This is a genomic window from Paracidovorax sp., from assembly GCF_057642795.1.
This window is the reverse complement of record NZ_JBXYZY010000029.1, coordinates 25,694-43,595: the sequence shown is the minus strand read 5'-3', so window position 1 is coordinate 43,595 and position 17,902 is coordinate 25,694. Positions and strand designations below refer to the sequence as shown.

Here is a 17,902-nt window from a genome sequence, read left to right as displayed (position 1 = left end):
ATTCCACTGCCTGTTCAACACCGGCAGAGGCTGAGGAGGGGGAAAGGTGGGCCGGGCTCCGGGCTGCGCCGGCCGCCACCCCTTCAGCGGTTGTGCCCTGCCCGCAGTTGCTCGATCAGCGAGAAAGCCGTCATGCCCACCGCCATGGCGCCCACGAACCACCAGGCCTCGTGATGGCCGGCTGCGGCGCTCACCAGTCCCGGGCCTGGGCAGAAGCCCGCCAGGCCCCAGCCGGCGCCGAAGGCGAGGCTGCCCCATACCAGCCGGCGGTCGAGCGTGGTGCGCGTGGGCCATTGCAGGGGTGCGCCCAGCACGCTGAGCTGGCGGCGCCGCAGCCAGGCGAAGGCCGGGGCTGTCACCGCGATGGCGCCGCCCATCACCAGCGCGAGCGATGGGTCCCATGTGCCGGCCAGGTCGAGAAAGCCCAGTACCTTGGCCGGGTCTGTCATGCCCGACAGCATCAGGCCCAGGCCGAAGACCAGGCCGGACAGCAGGGCGAAGCCCAGGCGGAGGAATGCGTTGGTTTGCATGGATCAGCCTCCCCAGCCCGGAATGGCGAGCACGTGCCGCAGGACATAGACCATCAGAAAGCCTGCCGCCATGAACGCAGCGGTAGCTGCCATTGAACGCGGCGAGCCGCGCGAGAGCCCGCACACGCCATGGCCGCTGGTACAGCCCGCGGCGTAGCGTGTGCCCAGTCCCACCAGCAGCCCGGCCACTATCAGCGCGGGCGTTCCCACTGCGATGGTGGAGGGCGGCAGCGTGCCTGCCAGGCGCCAGAGCGGCACTGCCAGCATCAAACCGGCGATGAAGAGCCCGCGCCAGAGCCGGTCGCCCGGCGCGCTGCGCCCCAGCAGGCCGCCCATCACACCGCTGATGCCGGCGATGCGGCCGTTGAAGGCCATGAAAAGCACTGCGGCCAAGCCGATCAGCGCGCCGCCGGCGAGCGATCGCCAGGGAGTGAAGTGTGTCCAGTCGATGTTCATTGCGCGAACTCCTCAGTGGGGGGGGATGCCGCAGGGCCGCAAAAGGCCGCGTGCAGCGCCTGCATCACGGTCAGCACCTCGGCGCTGGCCAGCCGGTAATAGACGAACTTGCCTTCGCGGCGCGTTTCCACGAGCCCCTCGTCGCGCAGCACGCCCAGCTGCTGCGACAGCGTGGGCTGCACGATGCCGGCCTGCGCCTGCAGCTCGCCCACGTTGCGCTCTGCGCCGGCCTCGGCCAGCTGGCACAGCAGCAGGAGGCGGTCTTCGTTGGCCATGGCCTTGAGCAGGGCGCAGGCGCGCCCGGCGGAGGCGCGGAGCTGCTCCAGTGCCTCGGAGGGCGGAGCCTGGCTTGTGATTGGGGGTAGCGGTTCGTTGCGTTTCATGCGATCATTATATTTGAATATATATTCAATGCTTGTATATCGTTTTCGCGCTGAGGCGCTTGCCGCCGGCCAGGAGATCCTTCATGACCCACAGCTCCACCCCCATCGCCACTGCTGCATCGCACGCCGCCCAGGTGCAGGCCTTCTTCGATCCCGCCACTTCGACAGTGACGTACGTGCTGTTCGAGGCGCAGGGAGGTGCCTGCGCGGTGATCGACCCGGTGCTGGACTACGACGCCAAGTCCGGCCGCACCTCCACCGCGTCGGCCGACCGGGTGATCGCCTTCATCCAGGCGCAGGGTCTGCAGGTGCAATGGCTGCTCGAAACCCATGCCCATGCCGACCATCTCTCCGCCGCGCACTACCTGCAACGCAAGCTGGGCGGCACCATCGCCATCGGCTCGGCCATCCGCACCGTGCAGGGCGTGTTCGGCCGGCTTTTCCATCTGGCCGAGCCGGAATTCCGTGCCGACGGCGCGCAGTTCGGCCACCTGTTCGAGCCCGACGAGCGGTTCCACGTCGGCGCCCTGCGCCTGCGGGCGATGCACGTGCCTGGCCACACGCCGGCCGACATGGCCTATGTGCTGGAAGACGCTTTGGGCACGGCGCAGATGGCTTTCGTGGGCGACACGCTCTTTATGCCCGACGTGGGTAGCGCGCGTTGTGACTTTCCCGGCGGCGATGCGCGCACGCTCTATGCCTCGGTGCGCCGCCTGCTGGCCCTTCCCGCCGCCACGCGCCTCTTCATGTGCCACGACTACCCGCCCGAGGGCCGCGCCCCGCAGTGGGAAACCACGGTGGCCGCGCAGCGCGAGCGCAACATTCACCTGCACGACGGCATCGACGAGGCCGCGTTCGTCACCCTGCGCGAGCGGCGCGATGCGACGCTGGACATGCCAGTGCTGATCCTGCCATCCATCCAGGTCAACATCCGCGCGGGCGAGCTGCCGCCGCCCGAGGCGAACGGTACGCGCTACCTGAAGATCCCGCTCGACGCGCTGTAGGCCCGGCATGCGGGCATCGCCTGCGAGGGGCGTGCCGCCGCAGCGCGCGGCACCGGGTCAGGCGGCAGATGGAAGCGGGGCCGCGAGCGCGCTGCCATCCAGCCGCTCGCAGTGCGCGACGAAGCACTGCAGTGGGCCTGACAGGCGCTTCTGGCGATGGTGGACCAGGTAGAAGCGGCGCTTGAGCCGTGGCAGCGTGGTGTGCAGCACCACGAGGCGGCCCAGCGTCACGAGATCCTGCACCGCGCACCAGGGCAGGCAGGCCAGCCCCAGGCCAGCGACGGCGGCCTGCTTGATGGCCTCGGTGCTGCCGGGCTGCAGATCGGCCTGCAGGTGGTGCAGATGCGGCAGCAGGGCGTGCTCCACCGCCTCGCGCGTGCCCGAGCCGGCCTCGCGCAGCAGCCAGCGTGCCTGCCGCAGGGCCTTGAGCGGCACGCGCGCCTCGGGACCATGGGCCTGCGCCAGCGTATGCGTCGGCGCGGCAACCACCACCAGCTCGTCCTCCAGCCAGGGCGCGACCTGCAGCGCGGGCTCGTGGCACGGGCCTTCGATCAGGCCCATGTCCACCTCCAGCCGGTCCACCGCGCCGGCGATCTCCCGCGTGTTGCCGATGACCACGTCCACCGCGGCGCCGGGCCAGTCCTGCAGGTACCCGGCCACGAGCGCGGGCAGGACGTAGTTGCCGATCGTGCTGCTGGCCCCGATCCGCAGCCGCGTGGCCAGCCGTGTGCGGGGGCCGCCCGGGCCGGCCAGTCCGAACTGGCTTTCGATGGCCTGAGCCGCATCGAGGAGGGCCCGTGCCTGGGGCAGCAGGGCCCGGCCGCAGTCGTTGAGCAGCAGCCGCTTGCCGATGCGGTCGAAGAGCTGCGCCTGCAGCAGTGCCTCCAGCTCGTTGAGCGCGGCGCTGGTGGCCGACTGCGAAAGCGCCAAGCGCTCGCCCGCGGCCGTGGTGCTGCCGGTATCGGCCACCGCCGTAAAGATCGCCCATTGACGCAGGGTGAGTCGCATGTCGGCCTTTCTTTGTTACCTGCCTAGTAATTTGGTTATAACGAAATTATCCGTTTGTCAGATAGGTTGCGGCGGTTCAAAGTTCTTCCATCGCGTCGGAGAACGATGCGATGGAGAACAACACCATGCAAACCGCCCCGTCGCCAGTCCCTGCTTCGAGCCCTTTAGCGCACACCTCGGCCTCTCTGGTCCGCTCAAGCGCCGCCCTGGCTCATTCGCTACGACAGGCGCTGCCGGGCCTGGCGCTCACGGGCGCGCTGGCGTTCGCGGCCATCCACCTCGGCGATCTCCCGTGGTTCGCAGCCCACGGCGTCAGTGCGCTGACCCTGGCCATCGTGCTGGGCATGGTGGTCGGCAATACCGTCTATGCCCGTGTCGGCGCGGTGGCCGGTGCGGGCGTGAATCTCTCCAAGGTCCGCCTGCTGCGCCTGGGCATCGTGCTCTACGGCCTGCGGCTGACGTTCCAGGACATCGGCCACGTCGGCTGGGCAGGCGTCGCCATCGATGCGGCGGTGCTGGGCAGCACCTTCGCGCTGGCGTGCTTGCTCGGCACCCGGGTGTTCGGGCTGGACCGCCGTACGGCGATGCTGATCGGTGCCGGCAGCTCCATCTGCGGCGCCGCGGCCGTGATGGCGGCCGAGCCCGTCGTGCGCGGTCGGGCCGAGCAGGTGACCGTCGCGGTCGCTACCGTGGTGGTGTTCGGCACGGTGTCGATCTTCCTCTACCCGCTGATCTACGAGCTCAACGCGCAGCACCATCTCATCGACCTCTCCGCCCAGGCCTACGGTGTCTTCGCCGGCTCCACCATCCACGAGGTCGCCCAGGTCGTGGCGGCCGGCCGCGCCGTCGGCGAGGCCTCCGCCGATACGGCCGTGATCGCCAAGATGGTCCGCGTGATGATGTTGGCGCCGTTCCTGCTCATCCTCTCGGCATGGCTGTCGCGCGATGCAGCGGCCTGCGCCCGGCAAGGCGCTGCGCAAGAGGCCGAAGGCAGTCAGTGTGACCCGCAGCGTGGCGGCATCGCCATTCCCTGGTTCGCCCTGGGCTTCGTCGGGGTCGCGGGAGTGCATTCGCTGAACGTGCTGCCGGCCGCAGCCGTCGCTCACCTGACCGAGATCGACACGGTGCTGCTGGCCATGGCCATGGCCGGCCTCGGGCTGACCACGCACGCCTCGGCCATCCGCCGCGCTGGCATCCGGCCGCTGGCGCTGGCGGCCACGCTGTTCGTCTGGCTGGTGTGCGGCGGGCTGGCCATCAACCTGGGCATCAGCTGGCTGCTGCAGGCTTGAGAAGTCCGCTGGATCGGCAGGCCGCCGGAGTGCTTACAGGGTGAGGTCGTATTCCACCGTGATCGGTGCGTGGTCCGAGAACTTCACATCCTTGTAGATATGTTCGCTGCGCGCCAGCGCGGCGATGGCCGGCGTCGCCAGGTGGTAGTCGAGCCGCCAGCCCACGTTGTTGGCATAGGCCTGGCCCCGGTTGCTCCACCAGGTGTAGGCCGTGTCGGTGGCGCTGGGCTGCAGCCGGCGATAGACGTCGATCAGCCCGCCCGTGGCTTCGGTGGTGTGCAGCAGCTGGGTCATCCAGGCGCGCTCTTCGGGCAGGAAGCCGCTGTTCTTCTGGTTGCTGCGCCAGTTCTTCAGGTCGATCTGCTGGTGGGCGATGTTGATGTCGCCGCAGAGGATGAGCTCGCGCTCGGCCTTCAGGCGCATGAGGTGTGGGTGGAACTCCGCGAGGAAGCGAAACTTGGCCTCCTGCCGCTCGGGGCCCGATGAGCCGCTCGGGAAGTAGGCGCTGATGATCGATAGCTTGCGCGAGGGCGTGTCGAAGCGCGCTTCCACGTAGCGGCCCTCCGCGTCGAATTCCGTCGAGCCGTAGCCGACGACCACGTCGGTAGGCTCGTGGCGCGTATAGATGCCCACGCCCGAATAGCCTTTCTTGGTCGCGAAGTGGAAGTGACCCGTGAGGCCGGCGAGCTGCTCGAAGCGGCCCTGCATGTCGGCGGACTGTGCCTTGATCTCCTGCACGCAAATACAATCCGGCCGGTTTGCGGCGATCCAGGCTTCGACGCCTTTCGAGGCGGCCGAACGGATGCCGTTGAGGTTGAGGCTGGTTAATTTGAACAAAGGTGCATTCATGGTGACAGACAAGGCGCAGCCGGTAGAGCAGCAAGGCTCCCTGGCGCAGGATTTCGTGCGTTTCGCCGAGGCCTCCGGCGTGCTGCGCTTCGGCGAATTCAAGACCAAGGCGGGCCGGATGAGCCCGTACTTCTTCAATGCCGGGCTGTTCGACGACGGCGCCAAGATGGGTCGGCTGGCGGAATTCTATGCAAAGGCGCTGGTCGCCAGCGGCATCGAGTTCGACATGGTCTTCGGGCCCGCCTACAAGGGCATTCCCCTGGCCGCGACGGTGGCCGTCGAGCTGGCCCGCCTGGGCCGCAACGTGCCCTTCGCCTACAACCGCAAGGAAGCCAAGGACCACGGCGAAGGCGGCACGCTGGTGGGCGCGCCGCTCAAGGGCCGTGTGCTGATCGTGGACGACGTGATGTCCGCTGGCACCGCCGCGCGCGAATCCATCGCCCTCATCCGTGCGGCGGGCGCCGTGCCGCACGCCATCGCCATCGCGCTGGACCGGCAGGAAAAGGCCACCGAGAACGGCCAGGACGTGGACCACAGCGCCGTGCAGTACGTGCGCAACCAGCTCGGCATGCAGGTCTGCACCATCGCCACGCTGGCCGACCTGCTGCAGTACCTGGCGCAGAGCGGCGCGGGTGCCGAGATGGCGGCCCACCACGGACGCGTGCTGGCCTATCGCGAACGCTATGGCGTAGGCGCTGCATGAATCCGGTGGCCCGCCAGTCGTCCGTAGGTCAGCGCGCGTGCGCGGCCGCTGGCGTGGCCCTGGCGGGCCTGTGCTGTACCGGCTTCGTTGCGGCGCAGTCCGCGCCGGCCGGCGGCAGCGTCTATACCTGCATCGACCGGCTGGGCCGGCGCCTTACCGCCGATCGGCCAATCCCGGAATGCAACGACCGCGAGCAGCGCGTGCTGGACCAGACGGGTGCCGAGCGCCGCCGCATGGGTCCAGCGCTCACCGAGAACGAGCGCGCCGCGGCCGAGGCCCAGCATCAGCGCGAGTCCGCTGAGCGCGCCCGCGTGGCCGAAGAGCGCCGGCGCGAACGCGTGCTGGCCGCGCGCTACCCCACGCCGAGCGCGCACGACGCCGAGCGCGCCTCAGCGCTGGCCCGCGTGGACGATGTGACCGCCGTCACGCAAAAGCATGTGGATGACCTGCTGCGCGACCGCAAGAAGCTGGAGGCGGAGCTGGCGGCTTACGCCAGCACGCCGGGCAAGGCGCCCATGGCCCTGCGCCGGCAGCTGGCCGAGCAGGACCAGGTCTTGGAGACGCACAGGCACTTCGTCGCGGCGCAGGAGGCCGAGAAGCGCCGGGTGAACCAGCGCTTCGATGCCGAACGGGCCGTGCTGCAGCCGATCTGGGCGGCGAATCCGGCCGTGCCGGAGGCCGCTGCTGCGGAGCGCTGAGCCGCCCACCGCAGCGCACTGTCCGCAGAGCGGCGCCCAGGCGCCACCGCCTGGATGGGGTTCCGTCAGGCGGCTGCAGCCAGCTTGGCGCGCAGCATGTCGTTGACCTGCTGCGGGTTGGCCTTGCCTCGGCTGGCCTTCATGGCCTGGCCGACCAGCGCGTTGAACGCCTTGTCCTTGCCGGCCTTGAACTGGGCCACGTTGTCGGGGTTGGCGGCGATCACCTCATCGATGATCTTCTCCAGCGCGCCGGAATCGTTCATCTGCTTGAGGCCCTTGGCCTCGATCACCGCATCCACGTCCAGGCCATCGCCCGTCCAGAGCACTTCGAACACCTGGCGGGCAGCCGCGTTGGAAATGGTGCCGTCGGCGATGCGCCCGATCAGCTGAGCCAGCAGCGCGGCCGTGACTGGCGCCGCCGCGATGTCGATCTCGCTCGCGTTCACGCGGCGCGAGATCTCGCCCATGATCCAGTTGCTGGCCAGTTTGGGTTGGCCGCTCGCCTTGGCGGCTTCTTCGAAGTAGGCCGCCATGGCCTTCGATTGCGTGAGCGTGGTCGCGTCGTATTCCGGCAGACCGTAGTCGGCCACGAAGCGCGCCGCCATGCTGCGCGGCAATTCCGGCATGCGCGCCCGTTCTTCCTGCACCCACTGCTCCGAAATCCGTAGCGGCGGCAAGTCCGGGTCGGGGAAGTAGCGGTAGTCGGCCGCGTCTTCCTTGGTGCGCATGGCGCGCGTTTCGCCCGTGTCGGGGTCGAACAGCACGGTGGCCTGCTGGATGGCGTGGCCGTCCTCGATCTGCTCGATCTGCCAGCGGATCTCGTAGTCGATCGCCTGCTGCATGAACTTGAAGCTGTTCAGGTTCTTGATCTCGCGGCGCGTGCCCAGCGGGGCGCCCGGCTTGCGCACGGAGACATTGGCGTCGCAGCGGAACGAGCCTTCCTGCATGTTGCCGTCGCAGATGCCGATCCAGGTGACGATCTTGTGCAGCTCGCGGGCGTAGGCCACGGCTTCCTCGCTGCTGCGGATGTCGGGCTCGGTCACGATCTCCAGCAGGGGCGTGCCGGCGCGGTTCAGGTCGATGCCCGACTGGCCGATGAAATCCTCATGCAGCGACTTGCCCGCGTCTTCCTCGAGGTGGGCGCGCACCAGGCGCACGGTCTTCTGCTCGTCGCCCAGATAGAACGACACCTCGCCGCCCTGCACCACCGGGATCTCGAACTGGCTGATCTGGTAGCCCTTGGGCAGGTCGGGGTAGAAGTAGTTCTTGCGCGCGAAGATGCTCTCGGGCGCGACGGTGGAGCCCAGGGCCAGGCCCAGGCGGATGGCGCAGGCCACGGCCTCGCGGTTCATCACCGGCAGCGTGCCGGGCAGGGCCAGGTCCACCGCGCAGGCCTGCGTGTTGGGCTCGGCGCCAAAGGCCGTGGGCGCGCGGCTGAAGATCTTCGACTGCGTGGCGAGCTGGGTGTGGGTCTCGAAGCCGATGACGACTTCGTAGCCGTGGATCAGTTTGGGGGTCGTCGTCATGTCACAGGCCTCCTGGCGCGCGGAGGTGGAAGTCGGTCGCCTGCTGCAGGCGGTGTGCGGCGTTGAGCAGGCGGCCTTCCTGGAAGTAGTTGCCGATGAGCTGCAGGCCCACGGGCATGCCGCCTTCGCCGAAGCCCGCAGGCACGCTCATGCCGGGCAGGCCGGCGAGCGAAGCGGGCAGGGTGAAGATGTCGGCCAGGTAGTCGGCCAGCGGGTCGTTGCCGTGTTCGCCCAGCTTCCAGGCCACCGTGGGGGCCACGGGGCCGGCGATCACATCGCATTCCTTGAAGGCATTCTGGAAGTCGTCGGCGATCATGCGGCGGATCTTCTGCGCCTGCAGGTAGTAGGCGTCGTAGTAGCCATGCGAGAGCACGTAGGCGCCGATCATGATGCGGCGCTTGACCTCGTCGCCGAAGCCTTCGGCGCGCGTCTTCTTGTACATGTCCACCAGGTCGGTGTAGTCCTTGGTGCGATGGCCGAACTTCACGCCGTCGAAGCGGCTCAGGTTCGACGAGGCCTCGGCCGGCGCGATGATGTAGTACACCGGGATGGACAGCTCGGTGCGCGGCAGCGTGATGGGCACGAGCCTGGCGCCGAGCTTCTCGTATTCCTTGAGCGCGCCATCGACTGCGGCGCGCACGTCGGGCGCCAGGCCTTCGCCGAAGAACTCGGCCGGGATGCCGATGCGCAGGCCGTCGATGGGGGCGTTCAGCTGGGCGCTGAAGTCTTCGGCGGGCACGTCCAGGCTGGTGGAATCGCGGTCCGGGTCGGGGCCGCAGATCGCCGAGAGCAGCAGGGCGCAGTCTTCGGCGCTGCGGGCCATCGGGCCGGCCTGGTCCAGGCTGGAAGCGAAGGCGATCATGCCGTAGCGGCTGGCGCGGCCGTAGGTGGGCTTGATGCCGGTGATGCCGCAGAACGAGGCCGGCTGGCGGATCGAGCCGCCGGTGTCGGTGCCGGTCACGGCCGGGGCCAGGCGCGCGGCCACGGCCACGGCGCTGCCGCCCGAGGAGCCGCCCGGCACGCGGTCGGTCGCCCAGGGGTTGCGCACCGGGGCGGGCGCATCGCTGCCCACGGGGGCGACGGCCGAGTTCTCGTTGGCCGAGCCCATGGCGAATTCATCGCAGTTGAGCTTGCCCAGCGTCACGGCGCCGGCATCGGCCAGGCGCGTGACCACGGTGGCGTCGAAGGGCGAGCGGTAGCCGGCCAGCATCTTCGAGCCGGCGGTGGTGGGGAAGTCGCGTGTGACGAAGATGTCCTTGTGGGCGATGGGCACGCCCGCCAGCGGGCCGGCCGTGCCGGCGGCGATGGCCGCGTCCTGCGCGCGTGCCTGGGCCAGCGTGGCTTCTTCATTCACGGCCACGAAGGCGCCCAGCCGCTGGTGGGCGCCGGCGCGGGCCAAAAAGTGCTGCGCCGCCTCGACGGCGGAGACCTGCTTGGTCGCCAGCTGGCGGGCGAGGTCGGCGACGCTCAGGTCGTGCAGGGTGGTGTTCTTGATGTCGGTCATGCTGTGCCGCTCCTCACTCGATGACCTTGGGCACCAGGAACAGGCCGCGTTCGACGGCCGGCGCGCTGCGCTGGTTGGCCTCTCGCTGGTCGGGCTCGCTGGCCACGTCCTCGCGCAGGCGTAGCGCCACGTCCTGGATCGCCGCCACCGGGTGGGGTAAAGGCGCGATGCCGGTGGTGTCCACGGCCCGCATCTTCTCGACGATGCCGAAGAATCCGTTGAGCTGGGTGAGCATGCGCTCACTGTCGGCTGGGCTGAGTTCGAGCCGCGCCAGATTGGCGATGCGGTCGATATCCTGGGGTGTCAGTGCCATAGGGTGGGGGCGATGTCGGCGCGCAGAAACGGGATGTAAAGCCCAATTCAGCCGCGCGCGATTGAAAGTTATTCACAGGGGATGCGGTATTATCCCGCCTTTGCCGCAATAGCCTCTCCAACGCCGGTCATTGGGCGAAAAAAGCCACTTAACACCCCGTAAAACAAGGCGACGGCCAGCCGAAGCGCGTGTCGTGCCCAAGAGGAATATTGAATGTTCGGAGCCTTCCGTCGGTACTTCTCCACCGACCTTGCCATTGACCTTGGCACTGCCAACACCCTGATCTTCGCCCGCGACAAGGGCATCGTGCTGGACGAGCCGTCGGTCGTAGCCATTCGCCACGAAGGCGGCCCGCACGGCAAGAAAGTCATCCAGGCCGTCGGCCGCGAGGCCAAGGCCATGCTGGGCAAGGTGCCCGGCAACATTGAAGCCATCCGCCCGATGAAGGACGGCGTGATCGCCGATTTCGTCATCACCGAGCAGATGATCAAGCAGTTCATCAAGATGGTGCATCCGCGCACGCTGCTCACGCCGAGCCCGCGCATCATCATCTGCGTGCCCTGCGGTTCGACCCAGGTCGAGCGCCGCGCCATCAAGGACGCGGCCGAGGCCGCCGGCGCCACCGCCGTCTATCTGATCGAGGAACCCATGGCCGCCGGCATCGGCGCCGGCCTGCCGGTGTCGGAGGCTTCCGGCTCGATGGTGGTGGACATCGGCGGCGGCACGACCGAAGTCGGCGTGATCTCGCTGGGCGGCATGGTCTACAAGGGCTCGGTCCGCGTGGGCGGCGACAAGTTTGATGAAGCCATCATCAACTACATCCGCCGCAACTACGGCATGTTGATCGGCGAGCCCACTGCCGAATCCATCAAGAAGCACATCGGCTCGGCTTTCCCGGGCTCTGAAGTGCGCGAGATGGAAGTCAAGGGCCGCAACCTGTCCGAAGGCGTGCCGCGCAGCTTCACCATCTCCAGCAACGAAGTGCTGGAAGCCCTGACCGATCCGCTCAACCAGATCGTCTCGGCCGTCAAGAACGCGCTGGAGCAGACGCCTCCCGAACTGGGCGCTGACATCGCCGAGCGCGGCATGATGCTGACCGGCGGCGGTGCGCTGCTGCGCGATCTGGATCGCCTGCTGGCCGAGGAAACCGGTCTGCCCGTGCTGGTGGCCGAAGACCCGCTGACTTGCGTGGTGCGGGGCTGCGGCATCGCGCTGGAGCGCATGGATCGCCAGGGCAGCATCTTCACGAGCGAGTGAGGCGAGATGGCCCTGCGCCTGGTGGCTGGCTCCTGCGCAGGGTGGTACGCCGTGCCAGCCCGGGCTGGCGCTTTGCGGGCCACCTCCTGAGCCCGCATTTTGCTGCTGCAGCCCTGCCCTGACAGGTTCTTCGCATGTTCTTCGGCACCCTTGAGCGGTCTGCGCCCTCCTTCTTCCGGCAAGGGCCGTCGACGCTCTCTCGTCTCGTCCTCTACAGCGCCCTGGCGCTGTTTTTGATGGTGGCCGACGCCCGCTTTGGCGTCACGGGCCTGCTGCGCAACGCCATCTCGACCGTGCTGTATCCGCTGCAGTGGGCCATGCTGCAGCCGGTGGATGTCGCTCACCATGCCGCGGAATACCTGCAGACGCTGGAGTCTGCGCAGCAAACGCGTGACGAGGCACAGCGCAAGATGGCCGAGATGGCGCAGCGCGTCAATCAGGCCGAAGATCTGCAGCAGGAAAACGCCCGCCTACGCAAGTTGCTCGAACTGCGCGAGCGCCTCACCACGCCCGCGCACGCCGCCCAGGTGATCTACGACACGGCGGACCCCTACACCCGGCGTGTGGTCATCGACCGCGGGCAGGTGGCCGGCGTCGAGCTGGGCTCTCCGGTGATGGACGCCGCCGGCGTGCTGGGCCAGGTGACCCGGGTGCTGCCGCTGGTCAGCGAGGTCACGCTGCTGATCGACCGCGACCAGGCCATTCCCGTGATGAACGTCCGCACCGGCGCGCGCAGCGTGGCCTACGGTGACCCCGTGGCCGCCCACAGCGGGGGTATGGAGTTGCGGTTCATGCCCGGCAATGCCGACGTGCAGGAAGGTGACCTGCTCACTACCAGCGGCGTCGATGGCCTGTACCCTTCGGGCCTGCCAGTGGCGCGCGTGGTGCGCGTGGAACGCCGGGCCGATTCCGCCTTTGCACGCATTTATTGCGTGCCGCTGGCGCAGATGCTGGGCGCGCGCCACGTCATGGTGCTGCAGCCGCTCACCGCCGAGCTGCCTGAGCGCCCGGCGCCTCCTGAACCCGCGCCCAAGCGCAGCAACAAGGGCCGCCGATGATCATGCCCAAAGGCCAGCAGCTGTTGCTGCCGGCACGCCCGCTCTTCATCGCGGCCAGCTTGCTGGCCGCTCTGGCCTTCAACATGCTGCCGCTGGGGCGCGTGGTCTGGACGCCCGACCTGCTGCTGGTGCTGCTGGCGTTCTGGGGCGTGCACCAGCCCCACCGCGTGGGCATGGGCGTGGCGTTCTCGCTGGGCGTGTGCATGGATGTGGTGCAGTCGGCGCTGCTGGGTCAGCACGCGCTGGCCTATATCGCGCTGATGTACGGCGCCATCTACGCCCACCGCCGCCTGCTGTGGTTCAGCGTGTGGCCGCAGGCGCTGCAGGTGCTGCCGCTCTTCGTGGTGGCCCATGCCATCGAGCTGCTGCTGCGTCTGCTGAGTGGCGGCATCGTGCCGGGGATCGAAGGCCTGGCCGCGCCGGTGCTGGAGGCATTGCTCTGGCCGCTGGCCAGCTGGGTGCTGCTCGCGCCCCAGCGCCGCTCGCCGGAACCCGATGAGAACCGGCCCCTCTAAAAGGGCATGAACGCTCCGCCGTGCCCGCCCGTCTCGCCAGAACAGGTTCCTGCCGCGTTGCCATTGCCCGACGCGGCCCGCGCCCTGGCTGCCTCCTTCACACCTTCTGAGCCTGCATGACCGAGCTGCGCAACAACGAGGCCGACGCGTCCCGCTTCAGGATGCGCGTGCTGGCCGTGGGGGGCTTGGTTTTCCTGGCCTTCAGCCTGATCGTCGGGCGCCTGATCGTGCTGCAGGTGATGCGCCACGAAGACCTGGCCGAGCAGGCCGAGAGCAACCGCACGGCGGTGGTGCCGATCGTGCCCAATCGCGGCCTGATCGTGGACCGCAACGGCGTGGTGCTGGCCACCAACTATTCCGCCTACACGCTGGAGATCACGCCTTCCAAGGTCGATGACCTGGAGGGCACCATCGACGAGCTCTCGAAGGTGGTGGACATCCACGTGCGTGACCGCCGCCGCTTCAAGCGGCTGATGGAGGACGCGCGCAGCTTCGAGTCGCTGCCCATCCGCACCCGGCTGACCGACGAGGAGGTGGCGCGCTTCACCGCCCAGCGGTACCGCTTCCCGGGCGTGGATGTGAAGGCGCGGCTCTTTCGCACCTACCCGATGGGCGAGGTGGCCAGCCATGCCATCGGCTACATCGGTCGCATCAACCAGCGCGAGAAGGCCCGCATCGAGGATTCGGACGAGGCTGCCAACTACCGCGGCACCGACCACATCGGCAAGCTGGGCGTGGAGCAGAGCTTCGAGACCACGCTGCACGGGCAGACTGGCGTGGAGCGCATGGAGACCTCCGCCGGTGGCCATGCCGTGCGGCGGCTGGCGAGCTATCCGGCCACGCCGGGCAATACGGTGATGCTGTCGCTGGACATCAAGCTGCAGAAGATGGTGGAAGACCTCTTCGGCGACCGGCGTGGCGCGCTGGTGGCCATCGACCCGCGCAACGGCGAGATCCTGGCGCTGGTCTCCAAGCCCACGTTTGACCCCAATCTTTTCGTCGAAGGCATCGACTCGGATAACTGGCAGGCGCTGAACGAATCCATCGACAAGCCCCTGCTCAACCGCGCGCTGCGCGGCACGTACCCACCCGGCTCCACCTACAAGCCCTTCATGGCGCTGGGTGCGCTGGAGCTCGGCAAGCGATCGCCCGCGGCGATCTTCAACGACCCTGGCTATTTCACCTACGGCGGGCGCACCTTCCGCAGCCACGAGGGCGGCCTGGGGGCGGTGGACATGCAGCGCGCCATCCAGTTCTCCAGCAACACCTACTTCTACTCGCTCGCGGTGGACATGGGCGTGGACACCATCCACGACTTCATGAAGCCGCTGGGCTTCGGCCAGCTCACCGGCATCGACCTGGGCGGCGAGGTGCGCGGCGTGCTGCCCAGCACCGAGTGGAAGCGCAATACCTACAAGCGCCCCGAGCAGCGGCGCTGGTATTCGGGCGAAACCGTGTCGCTGGGTATCGGCCAGGGCTACAACAACTTCACCATGCTGCAGTTGGCCCGAGCCGAGGCCACGCTGGCCAATGGCGGAACGAGTTACCGGCCCCACCTCGTCAAAGCGATTCGAGACACGGTGAGTGGCCAGGTCACCGAGGTACCGCAGCCGCCGGGCCAGCCGCTGGGCTATGCGAGGAAGAACGTGGAGATCGTGCGCAATGCGCTGGTGTCCGTGAACAAGGGCGGCACGGGCACCAAGATCTTTGCCGGTGCGCCCTACACCTCGGCCGGCAAGACCGGCACGGCGCAGGCCGTGAGCCTGGGCCAGAACGTGAAATACAACGCCAAGGCGATGGAAGAGCACCAGCGCGACCACTCGCTCTTCGCCGCATTTGCGCCGGCCGAGAACGCGCAGGTGGCCGTGGCCCTGATCGTGGAGAACGCAGGCTTCGGCGCTGCTGCGGCCGGCCCTATCGCGCGCCGTGTGTTCGACTACGTGCTGCTGGGCCAGTATCCCAGCGTGGAAGACATGGCTGCAGTGGCCAAGGGCCAGGCCAGCGCGCCCATCGGGACGCCGCGCCGCGCGGCCGATGTGCCGATGGGCGCAGCGCCCTGAGCGGGTTGTCTGAGCGGCTCGCTCAACCTTGCGCCGCGGCTCCCGCTCCCGTTCCGGCTATGCCGGGCGCTTCTTCAAGGAGCGCTGCTAGCCGCCACTCCTGATCGGCGGCGCCGCCGGCTGCCATTGGCTCACCACCAGCGCCAGCACGATCAGCGCCGCGCCGGCCATGCCCGCCGGGCCCATGCGCTCGCCGATCAGCGCCCACGCCGTGAGCGCGGCGAACACCGGCTCCAGCCCGAAGACGATGGCGCTGCGCATCGCGTCCACCCGCTGCTGGCCCCAGGCCTGCAGCGTCACCACCAGCACGCTGGCCACCATGCCCAGATAGAGCAGCGCCGCCCACGAGGCCGCCGGCAGGGCTGCGAGCGTGTCCAGCGACGAGGCCACGCCGCCGTGCCGGATCAGCAGCAGCACCGCCGAGGCTGCGAACATCATCAGCGCCTGCACCGCGGCCATGCGTGTCGCGCGCAGCGGTGCCTGCGCCGTGCGGCGTGCGCAGGCTTCCAGCGTCAGGATGTAGATGGCGTAGAACACCGTGCTGACCAGGGTCAGCGTATCGCCCATGTTCCAGGGTTCGTTCTCGTGGAACATCAGTGTCATGCCTGCCAGCGCCATGGCACAGGCGGCCCAGAGCGGCCAGCCGTAGCGCCGCCCCAGCACTCCCATTGCCAGCAACGGCACCACCAGCACGTTGAGGCCGGTGACGAAGGCGTTGCGGTTGCTGCTGGTGCGCGCCAGCCCCTCGATCTGCAGCCAGAAGGCCAGGAACAGCAGGCTGCCCAGCAGCAGGCCCCAGCGCAGCTCCGCCCGGCGCAGGCCGCGCCACACGGGCGCAAGCACCACCAGGGCGATAGCGAAACGCAGCCAGATCAGCTGCAGCGCGTCGAGCTGCGCGGACAGCAGCTTCATGGCCGGGAAGGTGGTGCCCCAGACCAGGGTCACCAGCAGCAGGGCCAGCAGGCCCAGTCGTTCTGCGCGCATAGGGGTACGGGGGTAAAGGGCTGCAGAGCCTTGCTATGAAAAATGGAGCGCAGTGCCGTCGCTCCATCAGGGTTGCGGAGGCTTTGTGCTGGAATTCCGCGCAAAGCCTGCGCATGCTGCTATTGTTTCAGGAGCGCCAGGTCCGACCCGCCCCGATCGGTATCGGGGGCCGTTGCGCGGGATCGCGGTGTCGGCCGGCGCGCGCCGTCGGTGCCGGCGTTCAGGCCTTCACGCGCTCATGCGCCCGATGAACGCACGGATGCGGTCGTTGGCGGGGTTGCTGAAGAACTCGGCAGGCGGCGCATCGTGCGCGATGCGGCCCTGGTCGAAGAACATCACGCGGTCGGCCACCTCGCGGGCGAATCCCATCTCGTGGGTGACCACGATCATGGTCATGCCGCCGCGCGCCAGCTCGCGCATGACGTCGAGCACTTCCTGCACCATCTCGGGATCGAGCGCCGAAGTGGGCTCGTCGAACAGCATCACCTTGGGCTCCATGGCCAGGGCGCGGGCAATGGCCACACGCTGCTGCTGCCCGCCCGAGAGCTGCCACGGGTATTTGTGTGCATGGTCCTGCATGCCCACGCGGCGCAGCAGGGTCATGGCCTTTTCGTTGGCCTGGGCGCGGGGCGTGCGGCGGATGCGGCGCGGCGCCAGCGTCACGTTGTCCAGCACGCTCATGTGGCCAAACAGATTGAACTGCTGAAACACCATGCCGACTTCGCTGCGCTGCTGCAGCAGCGTGCGCTGGTCATCCGTCACCTCGACGCCGCCGATGGTGATGGTGCCGCTGTCGTGCGGCTCCAGCCGGTTGATGGCGCGCAGCAGCGTGCTCTTGCCCGAACCCGAGGCGCCGATGATGACGGTGACCTCGCCAGTGTTGAAGGCCGTGGAGACCTCCTTGAGCACCTGGTGCGTGCCGAAGGACTTGCACACCCGGTCGGCGACGATGTAGTGGTTGCCGGTCTGAGGAGACTTCATTGCACGCGTCCTTCCACGTCGAAGCGATGTTCGATGGCGTTGGACACCTGGGTGACCAGCGTGGTCAGCAGCAGGTAGGTGACGGCCACCGTGGTCAGCGTGGCGATGGGCTGGAAGGTGGCCGACTGGATGCGGTTGCCCACGTTGGTCAGCTCCACCACGCCGATGGCGTAGGCCAGGGACGAGTCCTTGAGCAGCGCCACGAAGTTGCTGACGAGCGGCGGCAGCGAAATCTTGAAGGCCTGCGGGAACACCACGTCGAAGAAGACATAGGTGCGCGAGAGGCCCAGCGCACGGGCCGCTTCGGTCTGGCCGCGCGGCACGGCCAGCAGGCCGGCGCGGATTGCCTCGGCGTTGTAGGCGCCCACGTTCAGGCCGAGGGCGACCACGGCGGCGGCGAAGTCGGGCAGGTTGGCGCCCGGCACGAGCACCGGCAGCGCGAAATAGACGAACAGGATCTGCACCAGCAGCGGCGTGCCGCGGATGGCCCAGATGTAGATGCCTGCGAGCCAGCGCAGGCCGATGAAGCGCGCGGTGCGCGCCAGGGCGGCGGCCGTGCCCAGCACCAGGCCCACGGCGCCGCTCACCAGCGTGAGCCAAAGCGTGGTGCGCGCGCCGTCCGAAAACGCCTGCGCGTTGTTGCCAATGGGCTCGGGGAGGAAGGAGAGCACCCAGCCCAGCAGGGACAGGGCGAGCACCATCAGCACGAGGGCGGTCACCAGGGTCGCATTGCTGCGTTGCTGGCGGCTCCACTGCTGGGGCCAGATTGCGGTCAACATGGGAT

General features: G+C 68.5%; 19 protein-coding genes. 8 read left to right on the top strand and 11 right to left on the bottom strand.

From position 1 onward, the window contains the following. Positions 1-83: 83 nt before the first annotated feature. Genes AC3A84_RS11430 through AC3A84_RS11420 form a run of 3 tightly spaced genes read right to left on the bottom strand, consistent with a single transcriptional unit; the run spans position 84 to position 1,369 of the window. Positions 84-530: a DUF6691 family protein gene (locus AC3A84_RS11430; RefSeq protein ID WP_487969745.1), complete on the bottom strand. Its 447-nt coding sequence runs from the start codon at positions 528-530 to the stop codon at positions 84-86. A 3-nt stretch (positions 531-533) separates the two neighbouring features. Next, positions 534-986 carry a YeeE/YedE family protein gene (locus AC3A84_RS11425; protein ID WP_487969744.1) on the bottom strand — a complete coding sequence of 151 codons (453 nt, stop codon included), beginning with the start codon at positions 984-986 and terminating at the stop codon, positions 534-536. Beyond that, positions 983-1,369, bottom strand: a complete 387-nt coding sequence (locus AC3A84_RS11420) for a metalloregulator ArsR/SmtB family transcription factor (RefSeq protein WP_487969743.1) — start codon at positions 1,367-1,369, stop codon at positions 983-985. Before AC3A84_RS11420 ends, AC3A84_RS11425 begins: the two co-directional genes overlap by 4 nt. Positions 1,370-1,452: 83 nt before the next feature. On the opposite strand from AC3A84_RS11420, the gene AC3A84_RS11415 reads away from it, so the two are divergent. Continuing rightward, complete coding sequence (locus tag AC3A84_RS11415) at positions 1,453-2,373, top strand: MBL fold metallo-hydrolase (RefSeq protein WP_487969742.1); 921 nt, start codon at positions 1,453-1,455, stop codon at positions 2,371-2,373. Between the two features lie 57 nt (positions 2,374-2,430). Here the strand turns inward: AC3A84_RS11415 and AC3A84_RS11410 are convergent, their stop codons facing one another. Further along, entirely contained in the window at positions 2,431-3,381 is a 951-nt protein-coding gene (locus tag AC3A84_RS11410; RefSeq protein WP_487969741.1) for a LysR family transcriptional regulator, read from the bottom strand. 125 nt (positions 3,382-3,506) lie between these two features. Here AC3A84_RS11410 and AC3A84_RS11405 point away from each other — a divergent pair, with 125 nt between their 5' ends. Beyond that, on the top strand, positions 3,507-4,670 hold the full coding sequence (locus AC3A84_RS11405) for a YeiH family protein (protein ID WP_487969740.1): 1,164 nt from the start codon (positions 3,507-3,509) through the stop codon (positions 4,668-4,670). A gap of 33 nt (positions 4,671-4,703) precedes the next feature. Here AC3A84_RS11405 and AC3A84_RS11400 read toward each other — a convergent pair whose 3' ends face one another. Continuing rightward, positions 4,704-5,507, bottom strand: a complete 804-nt coding sequence (locus AC3A84_RS11400) for an exodeoxyribonuclease III (RefSeq protein ID WP_487970062.1) — start codon at positions 5,505-5,507, stop codon at positions 4,704-4,706. 10 nt (positions 5,508-5,517) lie between these two features. Here AC3A84_RS11400 and pyrE point away from each other — a divergent pair, with 10 nt between their 5' ends. Together pyrE and AC3A84_RS11390 are read left to right on the top strand one after the other, a co-directional pair. Further along, positions 5,518-6,222 (top strand): orotate phosphoribosyltransferase, encoded by a 705-nt coding sequence (gene pyrE, locus AC3A84_RS11395; protein WP_487969739.1) that lies wholly within the window; start codon positions 5,518-5,520, stop codon positions 6,220-6,222. Further along, complete coding sequence (locus AC3A84_RS11390) at positions 6,219-6,920, top strand: DUF4124 domain-containing protein (protein ID WP_487969738.1); 702 nt, start codon at positions 6,219-6,221, stop codon at positions 6,918-6,920. The genes pyrE and AC3A84_RS11390 overlap by 4 nt, the downstream gene beginning before the upstream one ends. Before the next feature lie 65 nt (positions 6,921-6,985). Here AC3A84_RS11390 and gatB read toward each other — a convergent pair whose 3' ends face one another. From gatB to gatC, 3 genes are read right to left on the bottom strand one after another with little or no spacing between them, the layout of a single operon-like run. Beyond that, a complete protein-coding gene (gatB, locus tag AC3A84_RS11385; protein WP_487969737.1) occupies positions 6,986-8,446 on the bottom strand; it encodes an Asp-tRNA(Asn)/Glu-tRNA(Gln) amidotransferase subunit GatB in 1,461 nt (486 codons plus the stop codon). A gap of 1 nt (position 8,447) precedes the next feature. Beyond that, the gene (gene gatA, locus AC3A84_RS11380; protein ID WP_487969736.1) at positions 8,448-9,950 is read right to left on the bottom strand and encodes an Asp-tRNA(Asn)/Glu-tRNA(Gln) amidotransferase subunit GatA; all 1,503 of its coding nucleotides are present in this window, start codon (positions 9,948-9,950) and stop codon (positions 8,448-8,450) included. A 13-nt stretch (positions 9,951-9,963) separates the two neighbouring features. Next, positions 9,964-10,263, bottom strand: coding sequence for an Asp-tRNA(Asn)/Glu-tRNA(Gln) amidotransferase subunit GatC (gene gatC / locus AC3A84_RS11375; protein ID WP_487969735.1), 300 nt, complete (start codon positions 10,261-10,263; stop codon positions 9,964-9,966). 213 nt (positions 10,264-10,476) lie between these two features. Between gatC and AC3A84_RS11370 the strand changes: the two genes are divergently transcribed. The 4 genes from AC3A84_RS11370 to mrdA all read left to right on the top strand — a co-directional run bounded on the left by AC3A84_RS11370 (position 10,477) and on the right by mrdA (position 15,153). After that, on the top strand, positions 10,477-11,520 hold the full coding sequence (locus tag AC3A84_RS11370) for a rod shape-determining protein (RefSeq protein WP_092938035.1): 1,044 nt from the start codon (positions 10,477-10,479) through the stop codon (positions 11,518-11,520). 134 nt (positions 11,521-11,654) lie between these two features. Continuing rightward, positions 11,655-12,578 carry a rod shape-determining protein MreC gene (mreC, locus tag AC3A84_RS11365; RefSeq protein ID WP_487969734.1) on the top strand — a complete coding sequence of 308 codons (924 nt, stop codon included), beginning with the start codon at positions 11,655-11,657 and terminating at the stop codon, positions 12,576-12,578. Continuing rightward, on the top strand, positions 12,575-13,093 hold the full coding sequence (gene mreD, locus AC3A84_RS11360) for a rod shape-determining protein MreD (protein ID WP_487969733.1): 519 nt from the start codon (positions 12,575-12,577) through the stop codon (positions 13,091-13,093). The genes mreC and mreD overlap by 4 nt, the downstream gene beginning before the upstream one ends. Before the next feature lie 116 nt (positions 13,094-13,209). Further along, positions 13,210-15,153: a penicillin-binding protein 2 gene (gene mrdA, locus AC3A84_RS11355; RefSeq protein WP_487969732.1), complete on the top strand. Its 1,944-nt coding sequence runs from the start codon at positions 13,210-13,212 to the stop codon at positions 15,151-15,153. An 87-nt stretch (positions 15,154-15,240) separates the two neighbouring features. Here mrdA and AC3A84_RS11350 read toward each other — a convergent pair whose 3' ends face one another. From AC3A84_RS11350 to AC3A84_RS11340, 3 genes are all read right to left on the bottom strand, one after another. Then, positions 15,241-16,137, bottom strand: a complete 897-nt coding sequence (locus tag AC3A84_RS11350; RefSeq protein ID WP_487969731.1) for a DMT family transporter — start codon at positions 16,135-16,137, stop codon at positions 15,241-15,243. A 228-nt stretch (positions 16,138-16,365) separates the two neighbouring features. Next, on the bottom strand, positions 16,366-17,118 hold the full coding sequence (locus AC3A84_RS11345) for an amino acid ABC transporter ATP-binding protein (RefSeq protein ID WP_487969730.1): 753 nt from the start codon (positions 17,116-17,118) through the stop codon (positions 16,366-16,368). Next, a complete protein-coding gene (locus tag AC3A84_RS11340) occupies positions 17,115-17,897 on the bottom strand; it encodes an amino acid ABC transporter permease (protein ID WP_092938047.1) in 783 nt (260 codons plus the stop codon). Before AC3A84_RS11340 ends, AC3A84_RS11345 begins: the two co-directional genes overlap by 4 nt. Between the last annotated feature and the right edge of the window lie 5 nt (positions 17,898-17,902).